General features: G+C 69.9%; 23 protein-coding genes and 2 pseudogenes. 8 read left to right on the plus strand and 17 right to left on the minus strand.

What is annotated here, in order from left to right; all coding sequences use genetic code 11:
* Nucleotides 1-46 precede the first annotated feature (46 nt).
* The gene (locus tag ACWESM_RS01810; protein ID WP_355070116.1) at nucleotides 47-1,288 is read left to right on the plus strand and encodes an aspartate aminotransferase family protein; all 1,242 of its coding nucleotides are present in this window, start codon (nucleotides 47-49) and stop codon (nucleotides 1,286-1,288) included.
* 59 nt (nucleotides 1,289-1,347) lie between these two features.
* A complete protein-coding gene (locus tag ACWESM_RS01815; protein ID WP_364426957.1) occupies nucleotides 1,348-1,842 on the plus strand; it encodes a DUF3830 family protein in 495 nt (164 codons plus the stop codon).
* 47 nt (nucleotides 1,843-1,889) lie between these two features.
* On the opposite strand, the gene ACWESM_RS01820 is transcribed toward ACWESM_RS01815, so the two are convergent.
* A complete protein-coding gene (locus tag ACWESM_RS01820) occupies nucleotides 1,890-3,290 on the minus strand; it encodes an amidase (protein ID WP_364426960.1) in 1,401 nt (466 codons plus the stop codon).
* Between the two features lie 12 nt (nucleotides 3,291-3,302).
* Entirely contained in the window at nucleotides 3,303-4,268 is a 966-nt protein-coding gene (locus ACWESM_RS01825) for a D-2-hydroxyacid dehydrogenase (protein WP_452490713.1), read from the minus strand.
* Nucleotides 4,269-4,354: 86 nt separating this feature from the next.
* On the opposite strand from ACWESM_RS01825, the gene ACWESM_RS01830 reads away from it, so the two are divergent.
* Genes ACWESM_RS01830 through ACWESM_RS01840 form a run of 3 tightly spaced genes read left to right on the plus strand, consistent with a single transcriptional unit; the run spans nucleotide 4,355 to nucleotide 6,493 of the window.
* Nucleotides 4,355-5,095 (plus strand): maleate cis-trans isomerase family protein, encoded by a 741-nt coding sequence (locus ACWESM_RS01830; RefSeq protein WP_356961417.1) that lies wholly within the window; start codon nucleotides 4,355-4,357, stop codon nucleotides 5,093-5,095.
* Nucleotides 5,096-5,109: 14 nt separating this feature from the next.
* On the plus strand, nucleotides 5,110-5,841 hold the full coding sequence (locus tag ACWESM_RS01835) for a maleate cis-trans isomerase family protein (protein WP_355070106.1): 732 nt from the start codon (nucleotides 5,110-5,112) through the stop codon (nucleotides 5,839-5,841).
* The gene (locus ACWESM_RS01840; protein WP_355070104.1) at nucleotides 5,828-6,493 is read left to right on the plus strand and encodes a GntR family transcriptional regulator; all 666 of its coding nucleotides are present in this window, start codon (nucleotides 5,828-5,830) and stop codon (nucleotides 6,491-6,493) included. The genes ACWESM_RS01835 and ACWESM_RS01840 overlap by 14 nt, the downstream gene beginning before the upstream one ends.
* Nucleotides 6,494-6,697: 204 nt before the next feature.
* Here the strand turns inward: ACWESM_RS01840 and truB are convergent, their stop codons facing one another.
* The 12 genes and pseudogenes from truB to rimP all read right to left on the minus strand — a co-directional run bounded on the left by truB (nucleotide 6,698) and on the right by rimP (nucleotide 18,337).
* A complete protein-coding gene (gene truB, locus ACWESM_RS01845; RefSeq protein ID WP_397275658.1) occupies nucleotides 6,698-7,612 on the minus strand; it encodes a tRNA pseudouridine(55) synthase TruB in 915 nt (304 codons plus the stop codon).
* Nucleotides 7,612-8,280, minus strand: a complete 669-nt coding sequence (gene npt / locus ACWESM_RS01850; RefSeq protein ID WP_364426972.1) for a 4'-phosphopantetheinyl transferase Npt — start codon at nucleotides 8,278-8,280, stop codon at nucleotides 7,612-7,614. The genes truB and npt overlap by 1 nt, the downstream gene beginning before the upstream one ends.
* A gap of 57 nt (nucleotides 8,281-8,337) precedes the next feature.
* Nucleotides 8,338-9,297, minus strand: coding sequence for a metallophosphoesterase family protein (locus ACWESM_RS01855; RefSeq protein WP_356961411.1), 960 nt, complete (start codon nucleotides 9,295-9,297; stop codon nucleotides 8,338-8,340).
* 58 nt (nucleotides 9,298-9,355) lie between these two features.
* Nucleotides 9,356-10,681, minus strand: a complete 1,326-nt coding sequence (locus tag ACWESM_RS01860; RefSeq protein WP_452490941.1) for an MATE family efflux transporter — start codon at nucleotides 10,679-10,681, stop codon at nucleotides 9,356-9,358.
* 468 nt (nucleotides 10,682-11,149) lie between these two features.
* On the minus strand, nucleotides 11,150-12,151 hold the full coding sequence (locus ACWESM_RS01865; protein WP_379251374.1) for a DHH family phosphoesterase: 1,002 nt from the start codon (nucleotides 12,149-12,151) through the stop codon (nucleotides 11,150-11,152).
* 13 nt (nucleotides 12,152-12,164) lie between these two features.
* A complete protein-coding gene (gene rbfA, locus ACWESM_RS01870) occupies nucleotides 12,165-12,608 on the minus strand; it encodes a 30S ribosome-binding factor RbfA (protein WP_355070094.1) in 444 nt (147 codons plus the stop codon).
* An 88-nt stretch (nucleotides 12,609-12,696) separates the two neighbouring features.
* The gene (locus tag ACWESM_RS01875; protein ID WP_067810001.1) at nucleotides 12,697-12,987 is read right to left on the minus strand and encodes a DUF503 domain-containing protein; all 291 of its coding nucleotides are present in this window, start codon (nucleotides 12,985-12,987) and stop codon (nucleotides 12,697-12,699) included.
* Nucleotides 12,988-13,061: 74 nt separating this feature from the next.
* Nucleotides 13,062-15,671: pseudogene (infB, locus tag ACWESM_RS01880) on the minus strand (translation initiation factor IF-2); the annotation flags it as partial.
* Nucleotides 15,672-15,989: 318 nt separating this feature from the next.
* Nucleotides 15,990-16,118 (minus strand): annotated as a pseudogene (locus tag ACWESM_RS01885) (translation initiation factor IF-2 N-terminal domain-containing protein); the annotation flags it as partial.
* A 73-nt stretch (nucleotides 16,119-16,191) separates the two neighbouring features.
* The gene (locus ACWESM_RS01890; RefSeq protein ID WP_355070089.1) at nucleotides 16,192-16,524 is read right to left on the minus strand and encodes a YlxR family protein; all 333 of its coding nucleotides are present in this window, start codon (nucleotides 16,522-16,524) and stop codon (nucleotides 16,192-16,194) included.
* 122 nt (nucleotides 16,525-16,646) lie between these two features.
* Nucleotides 16,647-17,675, minus strand: coding sequence for a transcription termination factor NusA (nusA, locus tag ACWESM_RS01895; protein ID WP_452490717.1), 1,029 nt, complete (start codon nucleotides 17,673-17,675; stop codon nucleotides 16,647-16,649).
* The gene (gene rimP, locus ACWESM_RS01900; RefSeq protein WP_355070085.1) at nucleotides 17,672-18,337 is read right to left on the minus strand and encodes a ribosome maturation factor RimP; all 666 of its coding nucleotides are present in this window, start codon (nucleotides 18,335-18,337) and stop codon (nucleotides 17,672-17,674) included. The genes nusA and rimP overlap by 4 nt, the downstream gene beginning before the upstream one ends.
* A 160-nt stretch (nucleotides 18,338-18,497) precedes the next feature.
* Between rimP and ACWESM_RS01905 the strand changes: the two genes are divergently transcribed.
* Together ACWESM_RS01905 and ACWESM_RS01910 are read left to right on the plus strand one after the other, a co-directional pair.
* Nucleotides 18,498-19,094: a hypothetical protein gene (locus tag ACWESM_RS01905; RefSeq protein WP_364426987.1), complete on the plus strand. Its 597-nt coding sequence runs from the start codon at nucleotides 18,498-18,500 to the stop codon at nucleotides 19,092-19,094.
* On the plus strand, nucleotides 19,091-19,525 hold the full coding sequence (locus ACWESM_RS01910; RefSeq protein ID WP_355070081.1) for a ferritin-like domain-containing protein: 435 nt from the start codon (nucleotides 19,091-19,093) through the stop codon (nucleotides 19,523-19,525). Before ACWESM_RS01905 ends, ACWESM_RS01910 begins: the two co-directional genes overlap by 4 nt.
* Before the next feature lie 102 nt (nucleotides 19,526-19,627).
* Here the strand turns inward: ACWESM_RS01910 and ACWESM_RS01915 are convergent, their stop codons facing one another.
* Both ACWESM_RS01915 and ACWESM_RS01920 read right to left on the minus strand, forming a co-directional pair.
* Nucleotides 19,628-21,379, minus strand: a complete 1,752-nt coding sequence (locus ACWESM_RS01915; protein WP_355070079.1) for an acyl-CoA dehydrogenase family protein — start codon at nucleotides 21,377-21,379, stop codon at nucleotides 19,628-19,630.
* Nucleotides 21,380-21,566: 187 nt separating this feature from the next.
* Complete coding sequence (locus ACWESM_RS01920; protein WP_355070077.1) at nucleotides 21,567-23,324, minus strand: proline--tRNA ligase; 1,758 nt, start codon at nucleotides 23,322-23,324, stop codon at nucleotides 21,567-21,569.
* A gap of 58 nt (nucleotides 23,325-23,382) precedes the next feature.
* Here ACWESM_RS01920 and yaaA point away from each other — a divergent pair, with 58 nt between their 5' ends.
* Nucleotides 23,383-24,126, plus strand: a complete 744-nt coding sequence (yaaA, locus tag ACWESM_RS01925) for a peroxide stress protein YaaA (RefSeq protein ID WP_356961402.1) — start codon at nucleotides 23,383-23,385, stop codon at nucleotides 24,124-24,126.
* 107 nt (nucleotides 24,127-24,233) lie between these two features.
* Here the strand turns inward: yaaA and ACWESM_RS01930 are convergent, their stop codons facing one another.
* A complete protein-coding gene (locus tag ACWESM_RS01930; protein ID WP_364426997.1) occupies nucleotides 24,234-25,829 on the minus strand; it encodes a PucR family transcriptional regulator in 1,596 nt (531 codons plus the stop codon).
* Between the last annotated feature and the right edge of the window lie 88 nt (nucleotides 25,830-25,917).

Genomic DNA, 25,917 nt, shown 5'->3' on the forward strand with positions numbered 1-25,917 from the left:
ATAGACAATGCCCCTCCATCCCACCCGCACCGGGAGGCGAACCACCATGACCGAGCTCTCGCCCATCCTGAAACAGGCCACTCCGGTGACCGTCGACCACGGCGCGGGGTGCTACCTCTACGGCACCGACGGACGCCGCTACCTGGACTTCACCGCCGGCATCGGCGTGACCAGCACCGGCCACTGCCATCCGAAAGTGGTCGCCGCCGCGCAGGCACAGGTCGCTTCGCTGATCCACGGCCAGTACACGACCGTGCTGCATCGGCCGCTGCTGGAGCTGACCGAACGGCTCGGCGCGGTGCTTCCGGAAGGACTGGACACGCTGTTCTTCGCGAACTCCGGCAGTGAGGCGGTCGAGGCCGCACTGCGACTGGTGCGCCAGGCCACCGGGCGGCCGAACGTCGTCGTCTTCCACGGCGGTTTCCACGGCCGCACCGTGGCCGCCGCGACCATGACCACCTCGGGCACCCGCTTCTCGGCCGGGTTCAGCCCGCTCATGCCGGGCGTGCACGTCGCACCCTTCCCCACCGCCTACCGCTATGGCTGGAGCGAGCGGGAGGCCACCGCCTTCGCGCTGCGCGAACTCGACTACTTGTTCGCCACGCTCACCTCGCCCGCCGAGACCGCCGCGTTCATCGTGGAGCCGGTGCTCGGTGAGGGCGGTTACGTCCCCGGCAACACCGAGTTCTTCCACGGGCTGCGCGAACGCGCCGACCGGCACGGCATCCTGTTGGTCTTCGACGAGATCCAGACCGGTTTCGGCCGCACCGGGAAGTTCTTCGGGCATCAGCACTTCGGCGTCCGGCCCGACGTGATCACCATCGCGAAGGGCCTGGCCAGCGGCTTTCCCCTGTCCGGCATCGCGGCGCCGCGCGAACTGATGGCGCGGGCGTGGCCGGGTTCGCAGGGCGGCACCTACGGTGGCAACGCGGTGGCGTGCGCGGCGGCGATCGCCACGCTCGACGTGATCGAATCCGAAGGGCTGGTGGACAACGCGGCCGCCCGAGGGGCGCAACTGCTGCGCGGTATGCGCGAGAGCGCCACCAAGGCGATCGGCGACGTCCGCGGCCTCGGACTGCTCGTGGGCGCCGAGTTCACCACGGCCACCGGCGAGCCCGACACGGCCACCGCCGCGGCCGCCCAGCGCGCGGCGGTGGACAAGGGACTGCTGCTGTTGACCTGCGGCGCGCACATGAACGTGGTGCGGATGATTCCGCCGCTGATCGTGACCGATACTCAGATCGAGGACGCTCTGGCGATCTGGTCCGAGGTGCTCGCCGAGTTGTAGCGCGCACCCCACCCGTCCGCAGTGCCCGCCCGGCGGGCCCGATCAGGAAGCAGGACCGCATGGCCCGCTACATCACCATCACGCTCACCAAAGCCGCGGTGACCTGCCGCGCCCGTTTGCTGGACGAGGAAGCGCCGCAGACCTGCGCCGCGGTGTGGAACGCGCTGCCGCTGGAAGGCGACGCCTTCCACGCCAAGTACGCCCGCAACGAGGTGTACACCCTGCTCCCGCGCATCGGCGCGGCCCCGCATCGGGAGAATCCGACGGTCACGCCCATCCCCGGCGATGTGTGCCTGTTCGACTTCGAGCCGTGGGAGATCGGCAATCCGGCCTACGGCTACGAGCCCGGTTCCGCGGCCGAGCACGAGCGCGGGGCGACCGATCTCGCGCTGTTCTACGGCCGCAACAATCTGCTGATCAACGGCGACCTCGGGTGGGTGCCGGGCAATGTGTTCGCCACCATCGAGGAGGGGCTCGCCGAGATGGCCGCGGCCTGCAACACGCTGTGGTTGCACGGTGTGCAGGGCGAGACGCTCGTCTTCGCCCGCGCCTGAGCGACGGTGACGAGTGGCCCCGCGGTCTTCCGCGGGGCCATTCGCTTTCAGGAAGCCAGCACGAATTCGGCGTAGCGGGCTACCGCGAGGATCAGATCGTCGGAGTGGCGTGGGCCGATGATCTGCATCCCGACCGGTAGACCCGCGCGAGTCGTGCCCGCCGGGATACTGATCGCGGGTTGCTGGGTCATGTTGAACGGGTAGGTGAACGGCGTCCATTCGGGCCAGCTGCGCAGGCCGCTGCCCGGTGGCACGTCGTGTCCCGCTTCGAACGCGGGAATCGGCACCGTCGGAGTGATCAGGATGTCGTAGTCGTTGTGGAAGGCGCCCATGGTGATACCGATCTGGGCCGCGACGTTGCGCGCGTCGAGATACTCGACGGCGGTGACGGTTTCACCGCGCTCCCAGACCGCGCGCAGGCCCGGATCCACCCGTTCGCGCGTACCTTCCGGGTACCCGGACAGCATGGTGGCCGCGCCGGCCGCCCACAGCAGCTCGAACGCCTCGCGCGGATCGGCGAATCCGGGATCGGCGGCGCTCACCCGGAGTTCGGCGTCGGCCAGCCGGGTCACCGCCGCTTCCACGATCGCGGCGACCTCGGGGTCGACCGTGGCGTAGCCGAGCGCAGGTGAGTACGCCACGCGCAATCCCCGCACGTCGCGTTGCATTTCGGCGCGGAAGGCGGCGAGCGTGGGAGCCAGCGCGGTGGGATCGCGCGGATCCGGTAGCGACAGGATGTCCATCAGCAGCGCCGCGTCCTCGACGGTGCGCGTCATCGGTCCCGCATGCGCCAGCGGACCGAACGGGCTGGCCGGGAACAGCGGAATCCGGCCGTAGGTGGGCTTGAAGCCGACGATGCCGCAGAAGGCGGCCGGAATGCGCACGCTGCCACCGCCGTCCGTGCCCACCGACACCGGGCCCATGCCCGCGGCGACGGCCGCGGCGCTGCCGCCGGAGGAGCCGCCCGCGGTGGTCGACGGGTCGGCCGGATTCCGCGTGACACCCGCCAGCGGACTGTCGGTGACCGCCTTCCACGCGATCTCCGGGGTGGTGGTCTTGCCGAGGAAGACCATCCCGTCCTCGCGCAGCCGCGCGGCCACCGGACTGTCCACCAGCCAAGGTCCCGCCGGGTCGATGGACGTGGAGCCGCGCCGGGTGGGCCAGCCCTCGGTCAGGAAGACGTCCTTGATCGAGATCGGCACGCCGTCGAGCAGCCCTCTGGCATGACCGGACTGCCAGCGCGCCTCGGAGTCCTTCGCCTGCACCAGGGCGCGATCGGGATCGACCAGACAGAAGGCGTTGAGCGCGCCGTCGCGATCGGCGATCGCGCGCAGGATCGCCTCGGTCGCCTCGACGGGCGACAGCGCACCCGCCGCGTAGGCCGAGACCAGCTCGACCGCGGTCATGGCGGTCGGGTCGGTGGGTTGGTTCTTTTCGGGGTAGCTCATGGATGGGCTCCTTCAGCCGGGCACGTACCCCAGCCTTTTGTCGACCACGTTGTCCAGCGGACGTCCGGCGATCCAGTTGTCGAAGTTCTCGGTGAACGCGTCGACGATCTCGGTGCGCCATCCGATGAAGTCACCGGAGTTGTGCGGGGTGATCCGGACGTTCGGCAGTTCCCACAGGGGGTGATCGGCGGGGAGCGGCTCGGGGTCCACCACATCGAGCGCCGCCGCGGCGATCGATCCGGTGCGCAGCGCGGCGACGAGATCGTCGGTCACAACGAGTTCCCCGCGGCCGACGTTGACAAACCTGGCGTGCGGCTTCATCGCGGCGAAGGCGGCGGCGTCGAACATGTTCCTGGTCCGCGCGGTGAGCGGAGCGATCGCGACGACGTAATCGGCGCGGGCCAGTTCGGCGTGCAGATCGGTGGTGACCTCGCCGAAATCCGGGTCCGCCGCGCGCTCCCGCCTGCCGACGGCGCGCACGGTCATGCCGACCGCGCGCAGCAATCGGGCGATATGACGCCCGATCGAGCCGGTGCCCACGATCAGCGCCGTCGACCCCGCGACCCGTTCGGATTCCCGATGCCGCCACTCGTGCCGTTGTTGCAGCAGCAACGAACCGGACAGGTCCTTGGCGAAACCGAGAATCTGCCCGAGCACGTACTCGGCGATCGCGGCGTCGAAGACGCCTCTGGTGTTGGTCACGACCACGTCACTGGCCCGCAGTTCGGGAAACATCGCCGGATCGACGCCGGTGGATCCCATGTGCACCCAGCGCAGCCGGTCGGCGGCATGCCAGGCGCCGGGCAGCGCCCGGGTGCGAAAGTCGTAGACGAACAAGATCTCCGCTCCGCGCAGGGCGTTCGCCAACCCGGGCGCCTCGGTGTACCGGATGGTGGCGCGGCCTGCTACTCGGTCCATTCGTTCGTCGTCGGGCACACTGTCACTGTGCAGGACGACGACAATCGGGCCCTGTTCCACATTGACACACTAAGATCACATCGTATGATTGTCAACAATCCGATCGTGTTCGGAGGTCGTCCCGGCTGAGCGCGAGAGGGGCCGTAGTGGATTTGAGCTTTCCCGACCTCGAAGGGCCCGTTGCACAACGGGGTATCGGGATCATCGCACCGTTCGACCTCGCCCTCGAACGAGAGCTCTGGCGCTGGGCGCCTCTGGAGGTGAGTCTGCACCTGGCCCGTACCCCCTACGAACCGGTTCCGGTGTCGCTGGAGATGGCCGAATTGGTCTCCGACGCGGCGCATCTCACCGCGGCCACCCGCAACGTCCTGCACGTGGAACCCGAAGTCGTGGCCTACCTGTGCACATCGGGCAGTTTCATCAAAGGCCTCGCCTACGAGAAGTCGTTGCGCGACACCATCTGCCGTGCCGGGGCGCTGGACGCGGTCACCACCTCGGGCGCGTTGCTCGAAGCGATCCGCCATCTGGACCTCACCCGGATCTCGGTACTGACCCCGTACGACGAGATCCTCACCCACCGGCTGCACGAGTTCCTCGCCGAAGCCGGCTGCACGGTGGTCCGCTCCGATCACCTCGGGCTCGGCGGCGGCATCTGGAAGGTCAGCTATCGCACGATCGCCGAACGCATCGTCGGCGCCGACGACCCCGAGGCCCAGGCCGTCTTCGTCAGCTGTACCAACCTGCCCACGTACGACGTGATCGAGCCGCTGGAGAAAGCCCTCGGCAAGCCGGTGCTCACCGCCAACCAACTCACCATGTGGGCATGTCTCGGCCGGATGAAGCTCCCGATGATGGGCCCGGGCAAGTGGCTGCTCAACGTTTTCTGAAGGAAGAACATCACATGCACGCACCCACCGTCGGTTTCATCTACCCCGACCACGCGGCCGAGGACGACTACCCGCTCGCGGCGGCAGCGCTCGGCGCGCACCTTCCGGTGGCCCACATCTACGGCACCGATCTGCACGCCGTCCCCGAACTGCTCGAACTGGGCAGCCCGGAGAAATTGCGCCTCGGCGCCTCGCTGCTCGCCCGGCACCGCCCCGACGCGATCGTCTGGGCCTGCACGTCGGGCAGTTTCGTCTACGGACCCGAGGGCGCGCGCGATCAGGTGCGCGCGCTGGCCGAGGTCGCGGGCGTCCCGGCGACCAGCACCAGCATCGCGTTCGCCGACGCCGTGCACACGCTGGGACTGCGCACCGTCGCGGTCGCCGCCAGCTATCCCGACGAGGTCGCCCGGCTGTTCGTGGAGTTTCTCGCCGACGCGCGCATCGACGTCGTCTCGATGTCCAGCGCGGGGATCGACACCGCCGCTGAGGTCGGCACCCTCACCCCGGCCCAGGTGCTGCGGCTGGCGGCGGACAACGACCATCCCGACGCGGAGGCGCTGCTCATCCCCGACACCGCGATGCACACCGTGGCGGTGCTGCCGGACCTGGAGGCTACGCTGGGCAAACCGGTGCTGACGGCCAATCAGGTCACGATCTGGGCAGGGCTGCGGCTGGCCGGCGCCGAGCCGGTCGTTCCCGGATTCGGGACCTTGTTCGCGGAAAGGCAGATCGATGTCCGTCGTTGATTTCGAGCCGGTGAACCGGCAGTCGACCGCGGAGATGATCGCAGATCGGCTCCGCGAGGCGATCATGCGCGGCAGTCTCGCGCCAGGGTCGCAGCTCGGCGAGGCCGACCTCGCGGCGCGGTTCGCGGTCTCGCGCGGGCCGGTGCGCGAGGCGATGCAGCGCTTGGTGTCCGAGGGTCTGCTGCGCAGCATCCGCCACCGCGGCATCTTCGTCATCGAACTGAGCCTCGACGACGTCGTCGACATCTACCGGGCCAGGACGGCACTGGAGGGCGGCGCACTGGAGCTGATCCTGGACGGTCGCCGCCCCATCGCCTACGAGGCGCTCGGTCCCAGCGTCGAGGAGATGATCGCGTGCGCCGAACGCGGCGACGCGGTCGGCGTGTCGGAGGCCGACCAGGCCTTCCACGAGGCGCTGGTGGAGAGTGCGGCCAGTCCGCGGCTGGTACGCGCGGCTCGCACCTTGCTGATCGAGACGCGCATGTGCTTGGGCGCCTTGCAGACGACCTATCCGGACCTGCGGGAACAGTCCCGCGAACACATCGGCCTGCGCGACGCGATCGGCGCGGGCGACCCCGCGCGCGCCCGCGCTCTGCTCGTCGAGCACATGGACGACGCCGTGCAACGCCTCCGGCACCAGATCGGCTCCTGAACGCCGACTCACCGCGACCGCTACCCGGCCACTGCCGCCGCAGGCGACTTTCCCACACTGCGCGAATTTCCTTGCGGCGGTGGTTATGCGATGAACGCCCTCGGCGGGCCGGAGCCGGTCACGGAAATCAGCAGACGAGGCTCGAATCCTGCGGCACGGGCAGGTGCGAGCATTGCACAGTGCCGAGCAAGCGCCGCGAGGTGGTCAACCACTATCGCCCGGGAGATTGGCGGGGCGGACGACCATCACCGAGGACGCGCGATTACCGGATTCCCGGAGCAGTGCGATAGCGCGGCCTTCCGGATCGATGGCGGCGTAGACGCCGGGCATTCCGGCCGGAGCGAGCCAGCGTCCGTTGCGCAGGTCGTCGGCCTGCTTGTCATCGATGTCGCGGCGCGGGAACGCCGTTCGCACCGCGGCATCGATATCGAGGCTCAGTGGCGGCACGCCGGACTCAGCGGCGGCGGCCAGATCGTCCAAGGTGCGTGCATGCTCGAGCGTGAACGGCCCGACGCCGGTGCGGCGCAACGCGGTCAAGTGGCCGCCGACGCCGAGCCCGGCGCCCAGGTCTCTGGCCAGCGCGCGCACGTAGGTGCCCGAGGAACATTCGACCACCACGTCCAGGTCGACGAAATCGCCGACATCGCGCCGCGCGAGCACGTCGAACCGCGACACCGTGACCGGGCGGGCGGCCAACTGCACGTCCTCGCCCGCACGGTGGCGGGCATAGGCACGTTCGCCGTTCACCTTGATCGCGCTGACGGTGGCGGGCACCTGCTCGATGTTCCCGGTCAGTTCGGCTGTGCGCGTGGCGATGTCGGCGTCGGCGAGATGACCGGCCGGTGTCGTGGCCAGCACCTCGCCCTCGGCGTCGTCGGTGCTGGTCGCCTGCCCCAGCCGGATGGTCGCGGTGTACGCCTTGGTGGTCAGGGTGAGCAGGCCGAGCAGTTTGGTCGCGCGTTCCACGCCGAGCACCAGCACACCGGTCGCCATCGGATCGAGCGTGCCCGCGTGGCCGATCTTCTTGGTGCGCAGCAGCTTCCGGCATTTCGCGACGACGTCGTGACTGGTCCAGCCACCGGCCTTGTCGATGACGAGCAGCCCGCCGAGTCCGTCCATCAGACGTGCGCGATCGCGGTCAGGATGTACCCGTCGGTGATCAGCCAACGACCGTCGAACGCGATCAGCGGCGTGCCGCCGTCGGTGGTCTGCCCCGGCACCAGCAGTTCGGTATGGAAGCTTCCGCGCCCGGAAGCGGCGGAGCTGTCCTCGATCTCGAACGTGATGTGCGCGTCCTCGAAGCCGAGCCAGCGCAGCGTCAGCGGGAACCACGCCTTATAGGTGGCCTCTTTGGCGCAGAACAGCAACCGGTCCAGGTGCAATTCGGACTCGGTGGTCTTCAGCCATTCCCGCTCCGGCGGCAGGCTGACCGAGTCCAGTACGCCGTCCGGCAGGGTGGCGTGCGGCTCGGCGTCGATGCCGATGGAACGGAACCGCAGTTTGTGACCGAGCGCGGCGGCCTGGTAGCCGTCGCAGTGGGTCAGGCTGCCGACGATTCCGCGCGGCCACACCGGAGCGCCGCGCTCGCCCTTGCCGATCGCGACCGGCTGCTCGCCGAGTTGCGTGAGCGCAAGGCGGGCGCAATGCCGCGCGCCGATGAAGTCACGGCGCCGCTTCTCCACCGACTTGGCGATGAGATGCTCCTCCGCCGGATGCGGCCGCAGATCCTCCGGGTACGCCAGCAACTCGGCCGAGGCCACACCCGCGGGCAGAATTTTCTCGATCATCACCGACGAGCGTAGTCGAGCCGCACCGGGTGGGATCGCAGCGCCATGTGCGTGGGACTACGCCAGCCCGCGCCGCTGCTGCGCTTTGCTGCGCATCTCCGCGGCGGCGGCTTCCATCTCGGGAGTCACCTGGAAGTGTCCGCCCCACTTGTTCAGCGTGCCCGGCGGATACTGCGGGGTCGGCAGGATCTGGCGCAGCAATCGCTCGGGCAGGCCGCGGCGCTGCCACTCGCGCGGGTAGCCGAGCGAGACCTCCTCGAATCGGACGCCGTCGTAGTGCGAGGTCCGCGGGATGTGCAGGTGACCGTAGACCGAGCAGACCACGTTGTAGCGGGTGTGCCAGTCCGCGGTGAGTTCGGTGCCGCACCACAGCGCGAACTCCGGGTAGAACAGCACGTCGGTCGGCTGCCGCACCAGCGGGAAATGGTTGATCAGGACGATCGGGGTGCCCGGGGCGAGCGCGTCGAGCTTGCGCTTGGTCACCTGCACCCGGGCGTGGCACCACGCGTCCCTGGTCAGGTACGGATCCGGCGAGAGCAGGAATTCGTCGGTGGCCACCACGTTGCGCTCACGCGCGATCGCCAGACCCTCCGCTTTGGTGGTGGCTCCTTCCGGCAGGAACGAGTAGTCGTACAACAGGAACATCGGAACCAGCGTGACCGCTCCGCCGTGCTCTTCCGCGCCCGCGCCCTGCCACACCGGAAACGGATCCTCCGGCGTCAACACATCCAGGTCGCGGCAGATCGACACCAGGTAGTCGTAGCGTGCCACCCCGACCATCTGCACCGGGTCCTTGGCCGTCGTCCACAGCTCGTGATTGCCCGGCACCCAGATCACCTTGGCGAACCGACGGCGCAGCAGCTCCAGCGCCCACCGGATGTCCTCGGTCTTCTCCCCCACGTCGCCGGCCACGATGAGCCAGTCCTCCGGCGAGTCCGCCTTGATCTGCTCGACGACCGGCCGATTCCCCTGGTGCCCGACATGAATGTCGCTCACCGCCATCAACTTGGGTATCACCACACCTACCTTGGCACATCGTTTCGGATTCGCGCGCACCGGCCGAGCCGGGTGTCGCTCACCTCGGTACTTCGGCGCCGACCAGGGCCCACCGGCCCGACAGCGCCCGCCCCGCGACGGCGATCAGCCGCAACAGCATGAACGCGGCGAGGCCGGACCAGATTCCGGCGACGCCCCAGTCGAAGGCCAGCGACAACCAGATAGCGGGCAGGAAGCCGAGCAGGGCCGCTCCGAGCGTGGTGGTGCGCAGGTAGGCCGCGTCACCGGCTCCGAGCAGGACGCCGTCGAGCGCGAAGACGATGCCCGCCACCGGAATGAGCGCGACGAAGAACCACCACACCACGTGCGCGCGCTCCAGCACGTCCGGGTCATCGGTGAACAGCGCGGGGATCGCCACCGCCCCCGCCGCGAAGCAGGCGGCGAGCCCCAGGCTGAAGATCTCCGACCAGCGGGTCACGCGCCGGGCGATCCCTCGGGCGCCGGTGGCATCACCCGCGCCCAGAGCCGCGCCCGTGAGCGTCTGCGCGGCGATGGCCAGCGCGTCCAGGGCGAGCGCCAGGAAGTTCCACAGTTGCAGCACCAACTGGTGGGCCGCTACCGACGCGGCGCCGAAACGCGCGGCGACGGCAGCTGCCGAGACGAAGCACGCCTGGAAGGCGAAACTGCGGACGATCAGGTCGCGTCCGAGGACGAGCTGGGCACGCATCACCGACCAATGCGGGGCGAGGGAAACCGCCTCGCGGATCAGCGCGTTCAGGAACAGGACCGCGGTGACGATCTGACCCGCCACGTTCGCCGCGGCCGAGCCCGGCAGACCCAGGCGCGGTGCGCCGAACAGTCCGTGCACCAGCGCCGGGCAGAGCACCGCCGACACCCCGAGTCCGGCGACGACGTAGACCAACGGCCTGCGCGTCTCCTGGACGCCACGCAGCCACCCGTTCCCCGCCATGGAGATCAGGATCAGCGGCACGCCGAACAGCGCGATCCGCACCCAGTCCAGCGCCTGCGCCGCGATGTCACCACCGCCCGCGATGGCGCTGGTCACCGGCACGGCGAACGCTTGGACCAGCAGCAGGATCGCGACGCCGACGGCCACCGCGATCCACGTGGCCTGCACGCCCTCGGCGACGGCTCCTTGATGGTCGCCCGCGCCGTGACGGCGCGCCGAGCGCGCGGTGGTGCCATAGGACAGGAAGGTCAGCTGCGAACTCGTCTGCGCGAGGATCAACCCGCCCACGGCGAGCCCGGCCAGCGCGAGCGCGCCGAGTCTGCCGACCACGGCCAAGTCGAACAACAGGTAGATCGGTTCGGCGACCAGTACACCGAGGGTGGGCACCGCGAGGCCGAGAATGCGTTTGGGCCCGGCGGCGGCGGCCCGGTCGATAGTTTCCGGCTCGCTCGCGCGCAGGACCGGGTCACCGATATCCGCCCCACTACAACCCCGCGCGCTCACGAACACCTCCCCCGCATGTCGTCCTTCGAGACCACCGTCGTTGCGATCCGGCTCCCACCTTGGCACGGCCCACCGACAAACTCGGCGGCGTCCGGCTCCGGTCGCGGAGAGGGTCGCATCACCGGTGATTCCGGATGTGTGGCACGACGCCGAACCAGGTTCGGATGGCGTGGCGGGCGAACCGGCTCGACTTCCCGCGCCACTCGACAGGCAGGCGCCCGCAGGGCACCAGGCACGAACGCGGGGCGCCCCGCACATGCCAGGAGTGCGCCGCATCCGCACACCGCCCCGGTCGACCCGCGGACCCGTCCGGACGACGAATTCGGCCTCAGCACTCGAAAACCCGACCGGAACGTTTTGGTGAGAGCCGACCCGGCATTCGCCGATGATCGAACACGATCATCCGAGCGCGGTCAGCAGCGCGCCGATCAGGTCCTCGGGCGCGCCGTGTGCGGTGTACCCGGCCGCGAAGCGATGCCCACCACCACCCAGTGTCGTGGCCACCTCTGCGACGTCCACCCCGTCGCCCGCACACGCTCCGCTGTCCCGTGAGCGCAGCGATACCGTCCACCGATCCGGCACCACACGAGATTGCTTGAACACCGCGGCGATTCCCGCTTCGGCGGTCGTGCGCACGATATCTATGACGCTCTCGACTTCCTCCGAACGCACGTCGTCGATGTCGTCGCGCCGCACGAACGCGTACACCAATCCGACGCCGCCGCGCGCCTCCGGGACGAGCTGCGCCGTCCCGAGCACCCGCGCCAACATGGGCAGCCATCCGAACGGGTGCGTGTCCATCAAGGTGCGGGCGATATGCGCGCCGTCGATTCCGGTGGCCAGCAGCCGCTCCGCCAGTTCGTGGGTACCCGGCCGCACCCACCGGAACGAGCCCGTGTCGGTGACCAGACCGGCGTACAGGCAATGCGCCACGTCCGCATCGATCGGCACACCCCACGCGTCGAGCAGTCGCGCGATCAGGCTCGTGGTGGACTCCGCGGCGGGATCGACCACGTTGATCGCTCCGAACCTCGTGTTCGACCGATGGTGATCGATCACCAGTGTCGTTGCGGCACCGGACAATCGGTCGACAAGCGCACCGAGCCTGCCCGCGCTGCCGCAGTCGACCGCGACCAGCAGGTCGACCTCGGCGCGCACTTCGGCGGGCGCCACCAGGTGCCTTACGCCGGGCAGCGACCGCATCGATACGGGCAATTCCGCCGGCTCGGCGAACGACACTTGCACCGGGACGCCGCGCCGGTGCAGCACCAGCGCCAGCGCCAGACCACTTCCTATGGTGTCCGCATCGGGCTGCACATGGCAGACGATGGTCACCGAGCGCGCGGCGTCGAGCGCCGCCACGGCCGTGTCCAAGCCGGCCGTTTCTCGCATCGTCGTCATCGACTACCGCATGTCACTCGTCGGCGTCGCGTTCGATCTTGTAGGGGTCGGCGTCGCCCGCGGGCCTGGCGGTGGCGGCCACCTTGGCGACCTCGTCGTCCGCGGCCCGCGCCCTGGCGAGCAGTTCCTCCATCTGCCGTGCCGCGTCGGGCACGGTGTCCAGTACGAATGCCAGCGTCGGGGTGAACTTCACCCCGGTTCCCGCGCCCACCTTGGAGCGCAGAACTCCCTTGGCCTTCTCCAGTCCGGCCGCCGCACCGTCGTAATCCGGTTCGGCGTCGAGGGTTTCACCCATCACGGTGTAGTACACCGTCGCCTCCCGGAGATCGCCGGTGACCTTGGCGTCGGTCACGGTCACGAAACGCAGCCGCGGGTCCTTCACCTCGTATTCGATCGCGGTCGCGACGATCGAGGAGATCCGCTTGGCGAGTCGGCGTGCCCTGGCTTGATCCACCATGGCCGTTTCCTCCTCACTATCAACTCTGTTCGATGGCGGTCGGAGCGTGGCTCGCGGCCGCCACCCGAGCTCCGTCGCTGCGCCGCGGTCAGTCCTCGGGCCCGAAGATTCGGCGGCGCACCGCCAGCAACTGTAACTCCGGACGGGCCGCGACGTGCCGTTCACATTTGTCCAGCACCTCGGTCAGATGATCCATGCCCGCACTGACCATGGCCACGCCCAGCAGCGAACGACGGTATAGATCGTGTTCCCCGCCTTCGGCGGCACTCACACCGAAACGCTGCAATTCGGCCAGGATAGGCCGGATCACCGAGCGCTTCTGTTTCAGTGAATGCACATCGCCGAGCAGCAGGTCGAACTCCAGTGCACCCAGGTACACCCACACCCTCCCCAGTCAGGAAGACCCGCCGGGCGCCGCGCACTTCGCGCGGCGCCCGGACTCGTCTCGGTCTATCAGTCGCGCGGCTTCTCGCGCAGTTCGTAGGCCTCGATGATGTCGCCTTCCTTGATGTCGGAGTAGGTGACCGTCATACCGCATTCGAAGCCCTCGCGGACCTCGGTGACGTCGTCCTTCTCCCGGCGCAGCGACGAGATCGACATCGTCTCGGCGATCACCACGTTGTCCCGGAGCAGGCGCGCCTTGGCGTTGCGCTTGACCGAGCCCGACGTGACCATGCAACCGGCGATGTTGCCGATCTTCGACGAACGGAAGATCGCCCTGATCTCGGCCCGCCCCAGCTCGACCTCTTCGTAGATCGGCTTGAGCATGCCCTTGAGGGCCTTCTCGATCTCGTCGATGGCCTGGTAGATCACCGAGTAGTACCGGATGTCGACGCCCTCACGGTTGGCCAGCTCGGTCGCCTTGCCCTCGGCGCGGACGTTGAATCCGATGATGATCGCGTTCGACGCCGAAGCGAGGTTGACGTTGGTCTCGGTGACGCCACCGACGCCGCGGTCGATCACCCGCAGCCGCACCTCGTCGCCCACCTGGATCCCGAGCAGCGCCTCTTCGAGGGCCTCGACCGTACCCGAGTTGTCGCCCTTGAGGATCAGGTTCAGCTCGCTGGTTTCCTTCAGCGCGGCATCCAGATCTTCCAGGCTGATCCGCTTGCGGCTGCGTGCGGCCAGCGCGTTGCGCTTGCGCGCGTTGCGCCGATCGGCGATCTGCCGGGCGATCCGGTCCTCGTCGACCACGAGCAGGTTGTCACCCGCGCCGGGCACCGACGTGAAGCCGATGACCTGAACCGGCCGCGACGGCAGCGCCGCCTCGACGTCGTCGCCGTGCTCGTCGACCATCCGGCGCACCCGGCCGTAGGCGTCTCCCGCCACGATCGAGTCGCCGACCCGCAGGGTGCCGCGCTGGATGAGCACGGTCGCCACCGGGCCGCGGCCACGGTCGAGGTGCGCCTCGATGGCCACACCCTGCGCGTCCATGTCCGGGTTGGCCCGCAGGTCCAGCGCCGCGTCCGCGGTCAGCAGGACCGCCTCGAGCAGCGCATCGATATTGATGTTCTGCCTGGCGGAGATGTCGACGAACATGGTCTCGCCGCCGTATTCCTCGGCGACCAGGCCGTACTCGGTGAGCTGCTGACGCACCTTCTGCGGGTTGGCGCCTTCCTTGTCGATCTTGTTGACCGCCACGACGATCGGCACGTCGGCCGCTTGCGCGTGGTTGATCGCCTCCACCGTCTGCGGCATGACGCCGTCGTCGGCGGCGACCACCAGGATCGCGATGTCGGTGGCCTTCGCACCACGGGCGCGCATGGCGGTGAACGCCTCGTGACCCGGGGTGTCGATGAAGGTGATCAGCCGGTCCTCGTCGCCGAGGTGGGTGAGCACCTGGTAGGCGCCGATGTGCTGGGTGATGCCGCCTGCCTCGCCCTCGCGGACGTTCGCCTTGCGGATGGTGTCCAGCAAGCGGGTCTTACCGTGGTCGACGTGACCCATGACGGTCACCACCGGCGGACGCTGTTCGAGGTCTTCCTCGCCGCCCTCGTCCTCGCCATAGGTGAGGTCGAACGACTCCAGCAGCTCGCGGTCCTCGTCCTCGGGGCTGACCACGTGGACGACGTAGTTCATCTCGCTGCCCAGCAGCTCGAGGGTCTCGTCGTTCACCGACTGGGTCGCGGTGACCATCTCACCGAGGTTGAACAGGGCCTGCACCAGCGCGGCCGGGTTCGCATCGATCTTCTCGGCGAAGTCCGACAGCGACGCGCCGCGAGCGAGCCGGATGATCTCGCCGTTGCCGCGCGGCAGCCGCACGCCGCCGACGGCGGGCGCCTGCATCGAGTCGTACTCTTGCCGCTTCTGCCGCTTCGACTTGCGGCCACGCCGGGGCGCGCCACCGGGACGGCCGAACGCGCCTGCCGCACCACCGCGGCCACCGGGACCGCCAGGACGACCGCCGCCGCCACCGCCACCACCGGGACGACCGCGGAAGCCACCGGCCGCACCACCGGCACCGGGCGCACCCGCACCCGCACCGGGAGCGCCGCCACCGCCACCGCGGTAGCCGCCGCCACCGCCGCCACCGGGACGACCGGCACCGGCGCCACCGGGACGACCGGGACGACCCGCACCGGGGCCTCCGGCGCCGCCGGGACGCGCCGCACGCGACGGCATCGCGCCGGGATTCGGACGAGGCGGCATCGAGCCGGGGCTCGGCCGCGGGCCGCCGGGACGCGGACCACCAGGGCCGGGCGCCGGACGCGGGCCACCCTGAGCGGGGCCGGGACGCGGACCACCCTGGGACGGACCGGGACGCGGACCACCCTGAGCGGGGCCGGGACGCGGACCACCCTGGGACGGGCCGGGACGCGGGCCACCCTGACCGGGGGCCGGACGCGGCGCGGGACGCTCGGGAGCCGAGGAATAGGGGTTGTTACCGACGCGCGGGGTCTTCGGCCCAGGACGCGGGCCGGGAGCCGCGCCACCCGGGCGATGTCCGCCCTGGCCGGGGCCGCCGGGACGCTGCTGCTGCCCGGGGCGCGGGCCGCCCGGCGTCGGACGCGGACCGGCCGGAGCGGGCGCGGAACTCGCGCTCGCGCCCGAAGCCGCGGCGGCCTGCGGGTTGATCGATTCCCGGGCGGCGGGCTTGGGCGCCGGGGCCGGTCCGGGACGCGCGGCGGGGCCCGGCTTCACGGCCGGGGATTCACCGGTACGCGCGGCCGGGGCCGCGGTCTCCTGCGCGGTGGGCGCCGGAGTGGGCGCCGACGGACGGGGACCTGGACGCGGGCCTCCGCCCGCGGGCTTGGGGGCCGGACGACCGGACGGTCCGGGGCGTGCACCCGGCTTGTTGCCGTTGGACGGGGCGGATTTCGCCGCGAACGACTCACGCAGCCGGCGGGCGACGGGAGCTTCCACCGTCGAGGACGCCGACTTCACGAACTCGCCCTGCTCCTTGAGCGTTGCGAGTAGTTCCTTGCTCGTGACACCGAGTTCTTTTGCCAACTCGTGCACGCGGGCCTTGCCTGCCACTGCTCTCCTCACTGAGAGGCCGAGCAGCGCCACCGTTGGGGACGGCGGCCCGCACGACCTCGGGTTATCTCCGATGGACGTTCATCGTTGGTACTTCACGGTGTGCTCATGAGTGCTCGTGCCTGTTCTCGAGGTAATGCTCCAGGGCTGAGATATCCAGATGTCCGGACACTCGTAGTGCTCTGCCGATCGCTCGGCGCCGCTCTGCCGCGCGCAGACAAGCCGAAAGGGGGTGCAGCCAGGCACCCCGTCCGGGAAGTCTGCGCCGCGGATCGGGAACGATCTCGATGACGTGGGAGCCGTCTCCGGTCTCACGGTCCCGAGCCACGATCCGCAACAGATCGACGGCCAGCTCGCGCTTCCGGCACCCGATACACGTCCGTACCGGAGCCGCTCGGCGCCGGGGCGCCTGGTGCTGCTCGGTGGTGCGGTCGGGCATGGAAACCGAAGACTCGGACTGAACCTTGGACCACTCTACCGCTGCCACGCTCGGAACGCCGAACCCCTCCCCCGCGGAAGTTACGAACCTGTCATCCCGAGCACTCCGCGGGCGGGCTCCGGTCAACTGCGATGCGCCTCCGTCCGAACGGATCCGCCCATGTCGGGCGCGGCGTCGCTGCGGATATCGATGCGCCAGCCGGTCAGCCGCGCGGCCAGGCGGGCGTTCTGCCCCTCCTTGCCGATCGCCAGGGAAAGCTGGAAATCGGGGACCACTACGCGGGCCGCCCTTGCCTCCGGGTCGACGATAGTGACCGAAACCACTTTCGACGGAGAGAGCGCATTGCCGACGAAGGTCGCCGGATCGTCGGCGTAGTCGATGATGTCGATCTTCTCGCCGGCCAGTTCGCTCATCACGTTGCGCACGCGCTGTCCCATGGGCCCGATACAGGCGCCCTTGGCGTTGACGCCGGGCACCGTGGTGCGCACGGCGATCTTGGATCGGTGCCCCGCCTCGCGCGCCACGGCGACGATCTCCACCGAGCCGTCGGCGATCTCCGGCACCTCCAGCGCGAACAGGCGCCGCACCAGATTCGGGTGGGTGCGCGACAGCGTGATCTGCGGTCCACGCGGCCCACGGGAGACCCCGACGACGTAGCACTTGATCCGGTCGCCGTGCTCGTAGCTCTCGCCGGGCACCTGCTCGGCGGGCGGGATCAAGCCCTCCGCGCCGTGCAGTTCGCTGCCGATGCGCACCACGATGGTGCCGCGGGCGTTGGCGCGCGCGTCGCGCTGCACCACACCGCCGACGATGTCGCCCTCGTGGGTGGAGAACTCGCCGAAGGACTTCTCGTTCTCCGCGTCGCGCAGCCGCTGCAGTACGACCTGCCTGGCGGTGGTCGCCGCGATCCGGCCGAACCCCTCCGGGGTGTCGTCCCATTCGGAGATCACGTTGCCGTCGGCGTCCACCTCGCGCGCCATCACCCGGACCACGCCGGTCCTCTGGTTGATGTCGATGCGCGCGTTGGGCTGGTGGCCCTCGGTGTGGCGGTACGCGGTGAGCAGCGCCGACTCGATCGCGGAGATCACGGTCTCGATCGAGATCCCCTTGTCGGCGACGATCGCGCGCAGGGCTTCGATTTCGATGTTCATTCCACGATCCCTTCGGTCGGCGAATCGGACGCTGTTACGGATTCGGACAGTGCATTCGGTGTTCCTCGGAGCTGCGCGGCGTCCTCGACCGCCACCGCGTCGTCCGCACCCGGAGCGGGCCGCCCCGGAACGACTCCGCCCGTGAGTTCCAGCTCTCGAGCACTCGGCGGGGAGAACTCGACTTGGACGACGGCCGTGGCGATGTCGGCGAGCGGGACCGTCACCCGGTGCGGGTCGCGTTTGCCGCCGAGCACCAGCGCCACCGAATCACCGGTGAGCGCGCCGACCCTGGCCTCGAAGGTCGCCGACCCCTCCGGCGGCTGTGCGCCTTCGCGTAGTCGCACGCGCACCTTCCGCCCGCGCGCCCGGCGCCAGTGCCGGTCGGCGGTCAACGGGCGGTCGATCCCGGGGGTCGTGACTTCCAGCAGGTAGGGCGTCTCGCCGAACTCCCCCGCGTCGTCCAGCAGCGCCGACAGCTCCGTACTCAGAGTCGCCAGGGAGTCCAGATCGGAGGTGTCGCGGTCCACGGTCACCTGTACCCGAGCCTGCGCGTCCACGCGCGTGCCCGCCGTCGAGATCTCGACGCCCTCGAGATCGAATCCTCGGCGTTCGACGAGACCAGCTACTAGCTGGCTCACCCTTTCCTCGGTCGGCATCGGCATGTGGGCGGCTCCTGGTTCAGTTGTGACGCGGCGGGAAATTTCTCTACCGAAGGTCTAGCGTAACGCGCCACGAGAGTGTAAAGGACCAGCGGTCTCGGAGTCCGCACGCCACGGCCGATGCTCGTCCGGCGACGCCCCGCGAGTCTGGCACGATAGTGCCGTGCCCATCCGCCTTCCCGCCCCGCCGCGTGCCGGGCGCACTACCGGCATGCCCTCCGACCGGCACGAGCCCCGCCGCGCCGCCCTGGATCGTCGCAGCGCGCTACGTCTCGCCGGCGGCGGAACGGCCGGGGTGCTCGCCCTCGGCGCGCTGGTCGGCTGCACCGGTGACGACGTGGTCCACGAGCCGGATCCGCTTGCCGCACAAGAGGTCGCGGCCCGCTCCGACGCCGCGGCGGCGACCGCGGCCATCGCCGTCGCGCCCGACCGGCACGCCGCGTTGGCGGCGATCGCGGCCGAGCGCACCGCCCACGCCGACGCCTTGCGCACCGAGATCGACCGCGCGATCGGCGTCTACGCCGACGGCACCAAACCGGCGCACCGCACCCGCGCCGGTGCGTCCGGCCCGTCGGCCGTGGCTTCGGGCAGCGCCGTGCCGCCCACCGCGCCGCCGAGCGTCGAGACGCTGCGCACGCAGCTCACCGCCTCCCAGAGATCGGCGGCCGAACTCGCCCGCGCCCTGACCGGCTATCGGGCCGGTCTGCTCGCTTCGATCAGCGCGGCCTGCGCGGTGCAGACGGGGGTGTTGCTGGCATGACCGAGGACGAACGCCGAGCGCTCATCGGCGCGCTGAACGCCGAATACGGCGCGGTGTACGCCTACGGGGTGATCGCCGCCTACGCCTCCTCCGAGCGCACCAGGCTGGTCGCCGAGCACACCGCCGCGCACCGGGCTCGGCGCGACACCACGGTGGACGCCCTCGCTCTGGGCGGCGCGACGGCGCCGCCGCCGGACGCGGCCTACACGGTGCCGTTCGCCGTGACCGATCCGATCTCGGCCGCCAAGCTGGCCGTGACGGTCGAGTCCGACACCGCCGTGGCCTGGCGGTCGGTGGTCGAGCGCGGTGACTCCATGGCCATCCGGCGCACCGGTGTCGAAGCGCTCACCGAGGCCGCCGTCCGGCTGGCCGCGTGGCAGTCGATTCTCGGCGCGAATCCGCCCACGGTCGCGTTTCCTGGCAAAGCCTGACCCGTCGACCTGATCGACTGCCAGAGATCTGATGCGCCGCAAAGGAGACGACGCGAACGGCGGCCGCGGGCGACCCGGGCCGCCGTTCGCTCGACAACCGACCTACGGCCGCATCTCGTACGCGCCGTCGTAGGACGCGACCTCGGCCCACACCCGGTCGAAGCGCGGGCGATCGGCGACCGGCGGCCGCAACGCGGATGCCGCCCAGCCCTGCTGGTCCGGCGTGGCCGACGGCTTGCCGTACAGCGCGGTGGCGTAGCCGTTGAAGTCGCGGACCTGGAAGTCGAAGATCTGGTCGATCAGGTCGCGGTCCAAGCCGGTGATCGCGGCCTGCTCCAGAATCAGCTGGCCGTAGACCACCAGGGAGAACAGGTGGCCGATGGTCAGCATGAAGTCCAGGTCCTTCTGCTGCGCGGCGTCCGGTGCCGCCGTGGTCAGCAGCGTGCGCAGCGCCTGCGCCTGCTCGTAGAACCGGCTCACATTCGGGATGTCGGCGTGCTTGTCGTAGATCGGCGCCCAGTCGGCGAAGCGCACCTTGCCCGCGCCCCGCGCCGGGCCCTGGCGCCAGAAGAACGCGTCGTCGGCCGCGTCCTGCCGGGTGCCGATCTCCGGGTAGTCCTGCGGGTCGAACAGATAGTTGGGCATGAACTTCAGGATCTGCCCGACGTTCACGTGCACCGTGCCCTCGAGCCGGGGCAGCGTGCTGATCAGCCGTTGCACCTCGGCGAAGTAGGTGTTCTTCTCGAATCCCTTGGCGGCCAGCACATCCAGCAGCAGCGTCATGACGGTTTCGCCCTCGGAGGTCACCTTGGACTTCGTCATCGGGTTGAACAGCAGGTACCTGCGATCCTCCAGGCTCGCGCCGCGGAAGTAGTCGATCGCGCGGTCGCTGAACAGCTTCATCGCGATGATGCGCGCGTAGGCGTCGACGAAATTCGCCCGCACGTGCGGGAATTCGGTGACCGGGTTGCCGTAGAGGACGCGGTTGTTCGCATGGGTGATCGCCTCGTAGAAGGAGTGCTCGACCATGCCGATCCCGCCGTGGCACAGATTGAACTTGCCCACGTTCACGGTGTTCAGCGCCGCGGAGAACGCCTCGGGGCCGGTGTGCAGGATGTCCTCCGCGCGCACCGGGTAGTTCTCCAGCCGGAAGGTGCTCACGTACATCTGCTGGTGCACGACGTTGCCGAGCAGGCGATAGTTCTCGTGCCGGGAGTCGGCGGCGAACCAGACGTACGCGTCGGCGCCTTCGAGGTCGGCGCGGCGGGAGAACACCGACACCATGCTGGCCACATTGCCGTTGCCGATGTAGTACTTCTCGCCGTTGGCGCGGAAGAGGATTCCGGCTTCGGCGTCCGCGCTTCCCGGCTCGGTCGGGGTCAGCACCAGGTCGGTGTTGTAGATGTCGGCGCCGTGGGTCTGCTCGGACAGACCGAAGGCCATCACCTCGCCCGCGGCCAGGTCGGCGGCCGCGCGCTTCTTGGCCGCCTCGTTGTCGCTCTGCCAGATCGGGCCGAGACCGAGGATGGTCACCTGCTCGGCGTACCAGTACGCCAGACCGTAGAAGCCGAAGATCTCCGACAGCGCCGCGTTGCGCGCGGCGTCCCAGCGGCGGTCCGGGTCACCGTCGGCGTACGCCGCGGGGGTCAGGAAGGTGGCGAACAACTTCTCCTTCTTCACGAAGTCGAGGAAGTCCGCGGTCCACACCGCATTCGCGTCGTCGGCGAGCAGACGCTGCTTGCCCCGCCCCTCGAACCACTCGATCGTGGCGCGCAGCAGGCGCCGCGTCTCGGCGTCGAACTGCTGCGGATCATAGGTGGCGGGGTTGAACAACCGCACGTCGGTGTTTGTCATGCGGGTTAACTTACCAGCGGGTAACAGCAGCGTGGACGAGGTCTGCGGATCTGTGACCAGCGAATTCAGGTTACGGTCGCGTAGGTGGACACCGTCCCCGTTCCCGCGTGCGCATTCTCCTGCGGCCTTCGTGCCGATAGCGAACGGCCCCCGGCATTTTCTGCCGGGGGCCGTTCGGGGAAACGAGTCAGCCGCGAACTCTGGCCACCACCGCGTCCACCGCGGAGGCGGCGGGCAGTTCCTCGGTCTCGCCGGTGAAGCGGTCGCGCAGTTCGACCTTGCCCTCGGCCCAGCCGCGGCCGATCACCAGCACCAGCGGCATGCCGAGCAGCTCGGCGTCCTTGAACTTCACGCCCGGCGAGGCGGTGCGATCGTCGAAGAGCACGTCCAAGCCCTGCGCGTGCAGGCCGGACACCACCTCTTCGGCGCCCGCGCGGGCCGCGTCGTCCTTGTTCGCGATGACGACGTGCACGTCGTAGGGCGCGACCGCCGCGGGCCAGCGCAGCCCCTTGTCGTCGTGCTGCTGCTCGGCGATCACCGCGACCATGCGGGAGACGCCGATGCCGTAGGACCCCATGGTCAGCCGCACGGGCTTGCCGTTCTCACCGAGCACGTCCACCTCGAACGCGTCGGTGTACTTGTTGCCGAGCTGGAAGATGTGGCCGATCTCGATGCCGCGGGCCGCCACCAGGGTGCCGCGCCCGTCGGGCGAGGGGTCGCCGTCACGGACCTCGGCGGCCTCGATGGTGCCATCCGGGACGAAGTCGCGGCCCGCGACCAGGCCGACGACGTGCCTGCCCGGCTCGTCGGCGCCGGTGATCCAGCTGGTGCCGGTGCCGACGCGGGGATCGACCAGGTAACGAATGCCGTTGGCCTGCAACGCCTTCGGGCCGATGTAGCCCTTGACCAGGAACGGATTCTCGGCGAAGTCCGCTTCGGTGAGCAGCTCGACCTCAGCCGGTTCGACCGAGGCGCCGAGGCGCTTGTCGTCGACCTCGCGGTCACCGGGGACGCCGATGCCGACGATCTCGGTCTTCCCGTCCGGGTGGCGCAATTTGACCATCACGTTCTTCAAGGTGTCGGCCGCGGTGACGGGGCGACCGTAGCGCTCGGCGATGCCCGCGCCGTTGGCCCAGTCCACCAGCGTCGCGATGGTGGGAGTGTCCGGGGTGTCGTGCACGACCGCCTCGGGCTGTCCTTCGATGGGCAGCGGTTCGGGAGCGGGCGTGACCACCGCCTCCACGTTGGCCGCGTAGCCGGATTCCGGGCAGCGCACGTAGGTGTCCTCGCCGACCGGGCTGTCGGCCAGGAACTCCTCCGACGCGCTGCCGCCCATCGCGCCCGAGGTGGCGGCCACGATGACGTACTTGACCCGCAGCCGGTCGAAGATGCGCTGGTAGGCCTGGCGGTGCGCGTGATAGCTGGCCTTGAGGCCGTCCTCGTCCAGATCGAAGGAGTAGGAGTCCTTCATCACGAACTCGCGCCCGCGCAGGATGCCCGCCCGCGGGCGCTCCTCGTCGCGATACTTGGTCTGGATCTGGTACAGCGTGACCGGCAGGTCCTTGTAGGAGCTGTACTCGCCCTTCACGGTGAGCGCGAAGAGCTCCTCGTGGGTGGGCCCGAGCAGGTAGTCCGCGCCCTTGCGGTCGCGCAGCCGGAACAGGCCGTCGCCGTATTCGGTCCACCGGTTGGTGGTCTCGTACGGTTCGCGTGGCAGCAGCGCGGGTAGCGAGATCTCCTGCCCCCCGATCGCGTCCATCTCCGCGCGCACCACGTCCTCGACCTTGCGCAGCACACGCAGGCCCAGCGGCAGCCACGAGTAGACACCCGGGGCGACGCGGCGCACGTAGCCGGCACGGACCAAGAGTTTGTGGCTGGGCACCTCCGCGTCGGCGGGATCGTCGCGGAGAGTGCGCAGGAACAGGCGGGAGAGGCGGGTGATCACGGAAGCACAGGGTAGTCGCTGGCCGGACGCAGGTCCCAGCGCATTACCGTATTCGTTCGTGCTGGTCCTGCTGCCTCCCTCCGAAACCAAGTCCGACGGCGGCGCCGGGGCGCCGCTCACCCTGGATTCGCTGGCGATGCCGCAGCTCACGGCGGTGCGCGCCCGGCTGATCGAGGAAGTGGTGCGCCTGGCGGCCGACCCGGAACGCTCCCGGCACGCGCTCGGCCTCGGCAAGGGGGCCGACGGCGAGATCGCCCGCAACGCCGCGCTGCGCACCTCGCCGACGCGGCCCGCGCTGGAGCGCTACACCGGCGTGCTCTACGACGCGCTCGACGCGCGCTCGTTCACCAAGGCGCAGCGGGCCAAGGCGGATGCCCGGCTCGGTATCGGCTCCGCGTTGTTCGGCGCGGTCCGCGCCGGTGACCCGATTCCCGCGTACCGTCTGTCCGGCGGCTCGAAACTACCCGGGCTGCCTACTCTTTCGGCCGTCTGGCGCGACGAACTCGCGGCGGCGCTGCACGCCGAGGCGGCGGGCGAACTCGTCGTCGACCTGCGCTCGGGCACCTATCAGCAGTTGGGGCGGGTGCCCGGCGCGATCACCGCCAACGTCCTCACGGAGCATCCGGATGGGTCGCGCACGGTGGTGAGTCATTTCAACAAACACCACAAGGGTCTGCTGGCGCGTGCCCTCGTGCTCACCAGGGCCGAACCAGCCGACGTGCGGGGCGTCGCACGGGTGGCGGCCAAAGCGGGGTTGCGAGCCGAGATCGCCTCTGCCACCGAACTTCTGATAATCACCTGAGCGCGTCCGGCTGTTCCGTGGTGAGCGCGGCGGGTTCGGCCGCGAGGTTGGCTCGGGCCCAGTCTCACGCGAACCGCGGTCGCGCGACAACGGCGTGGCGACCGGGATCACCCCTGACCCGGACCCGCCGTGAGATCACGGATCAACAGCGCGGTGTGCAGGGAGGTGCGGGACTCGCCGTCGTCGAGATCGACTTCGAGGATGCGCGCGATGCGGGCGAGCCGTTCGTAGAGGGTGGGGCGGCTGATTCCGAGCCTGCGGGCGAGTTCGGTCTTGTTGCCCGCGAGATCGAGGAACTGCCGCAGCGTGCGGGTCAGATCCGCGTCGTGGCGGATGTCGTAGCGCAGCAGCGCGCTCAGCTCGGTCTCGGCGAAGCGCTGCACGCCCGGCTCCGCCCGGATCAGCGACAGCAGTCCGCGCAGCCGCACGTCGCCGCTGCGATAGAACGGCCGAGACGCCGAAGTTCGCAGCGAGAGCGCGACGTCCGCGACGTGCGCGGCGTGCGGGAGGCCGTGGGCGGTGTCCAGCAGTGTGTCGGATACCGCGCCCGCGCCGATCACCACTCCGCGCACGCCGTCGACGCGCCGGACCTCGCCGAGCATCGCGGCGCACGCGGCGGCCAATGCCTCGTCCGGATCACCGGCCCGGGGCAGCGCGACGATCAACGACACCCGGTCGCCCGGCTCGGGGGCGACCAGCGCGGTCACCTTGGCCAGCCCCAGCCCGTGCGTCACCGCGTCCACGATGCCCGCCGTGCGGCGCTGACCCGCCAGCGGATCGGACTCGGCCGCCGCGGCGACCTCGACGGCCAGCGGCACGTAGACGGCACGGCGAGCCAACCCGAGCGCGGCGGCGCGCGCGAGGGCGTCGCGCTCGTCCAGTCTGCCGTTGACCAGGTCGTCGATCAGTCCGGTCTGCGCCTGGCGGTGCAGGCCGAAGCGATCCCGCTCGATCATGCGGTGCAACGTCAGCGTCTGGGCGGCGCGTTCGAGCACCATGCGCGCCCGTGCGGTCGGCACGCCGTCGGCGCGCAGGATCAACCGTCCCCAGCGCTGCGGGTGCGGGCCGACGGCCACCGCGTTCCAGTCGTCCGGCAGCAGGCGGGAGGTGGCCTCCCAGTTCTCCAGCACCGCCGAGGCGGACGCGTGGCGCGCGGACAGGGCGAGCACCCGGTGCGCCAGGTCCTCCAGCACCACCGAGGCGTCGAGCATCGCCGCCGCGGTCTGCACGATCTCGGCCAGCGCGGCGCGACGCACACTCAGCTCCGTGAACGTCTCGTGCACGGTGCGCGCGAACTCCACTTCCGCGTACTGCTCGGCGACGATCACCCGGTGCACCGCCTCGGTGATCTCCACGAATCGGGTCACCCGGTGCAGCGCGATCAAAGGAAGCCCCAGCGCGTCGGCCGTCGCCCCGACAGCGGGCGACACCTCGGGCACGTGGTCGCCCAGTTCGACCACCAGTCCCGACACGCCCGCACCGGCCAGCGCGGTCAGATACCGCGTCGTCGCCGCATCGCCGTGGCTCATGGGCTGCCCGGTGGTCAAGATCAGCTCGCCGCCGACCAGCAGATGCGCCACGTCGGCCACCTCGCTCACGTGCACCCAGCGCACCGGCCGCGCCAGCGATCCCCCGCCGACGACCTCCGGTTCACCGGCACGCAGCACCGGCATCGCCAGCACATCGGCGACAGAGAGAAGCATTGACGAATCGTAATACTCGCTCCCGAATTCCTTACTGATCGTCGGCACACCGAGAAGGGTGTATGCCGGACAGTGGTAGTCAGGCCGC

It is taken from the genome of Nocardia sp. NPDC003999 (assembly GCF_053604885.1).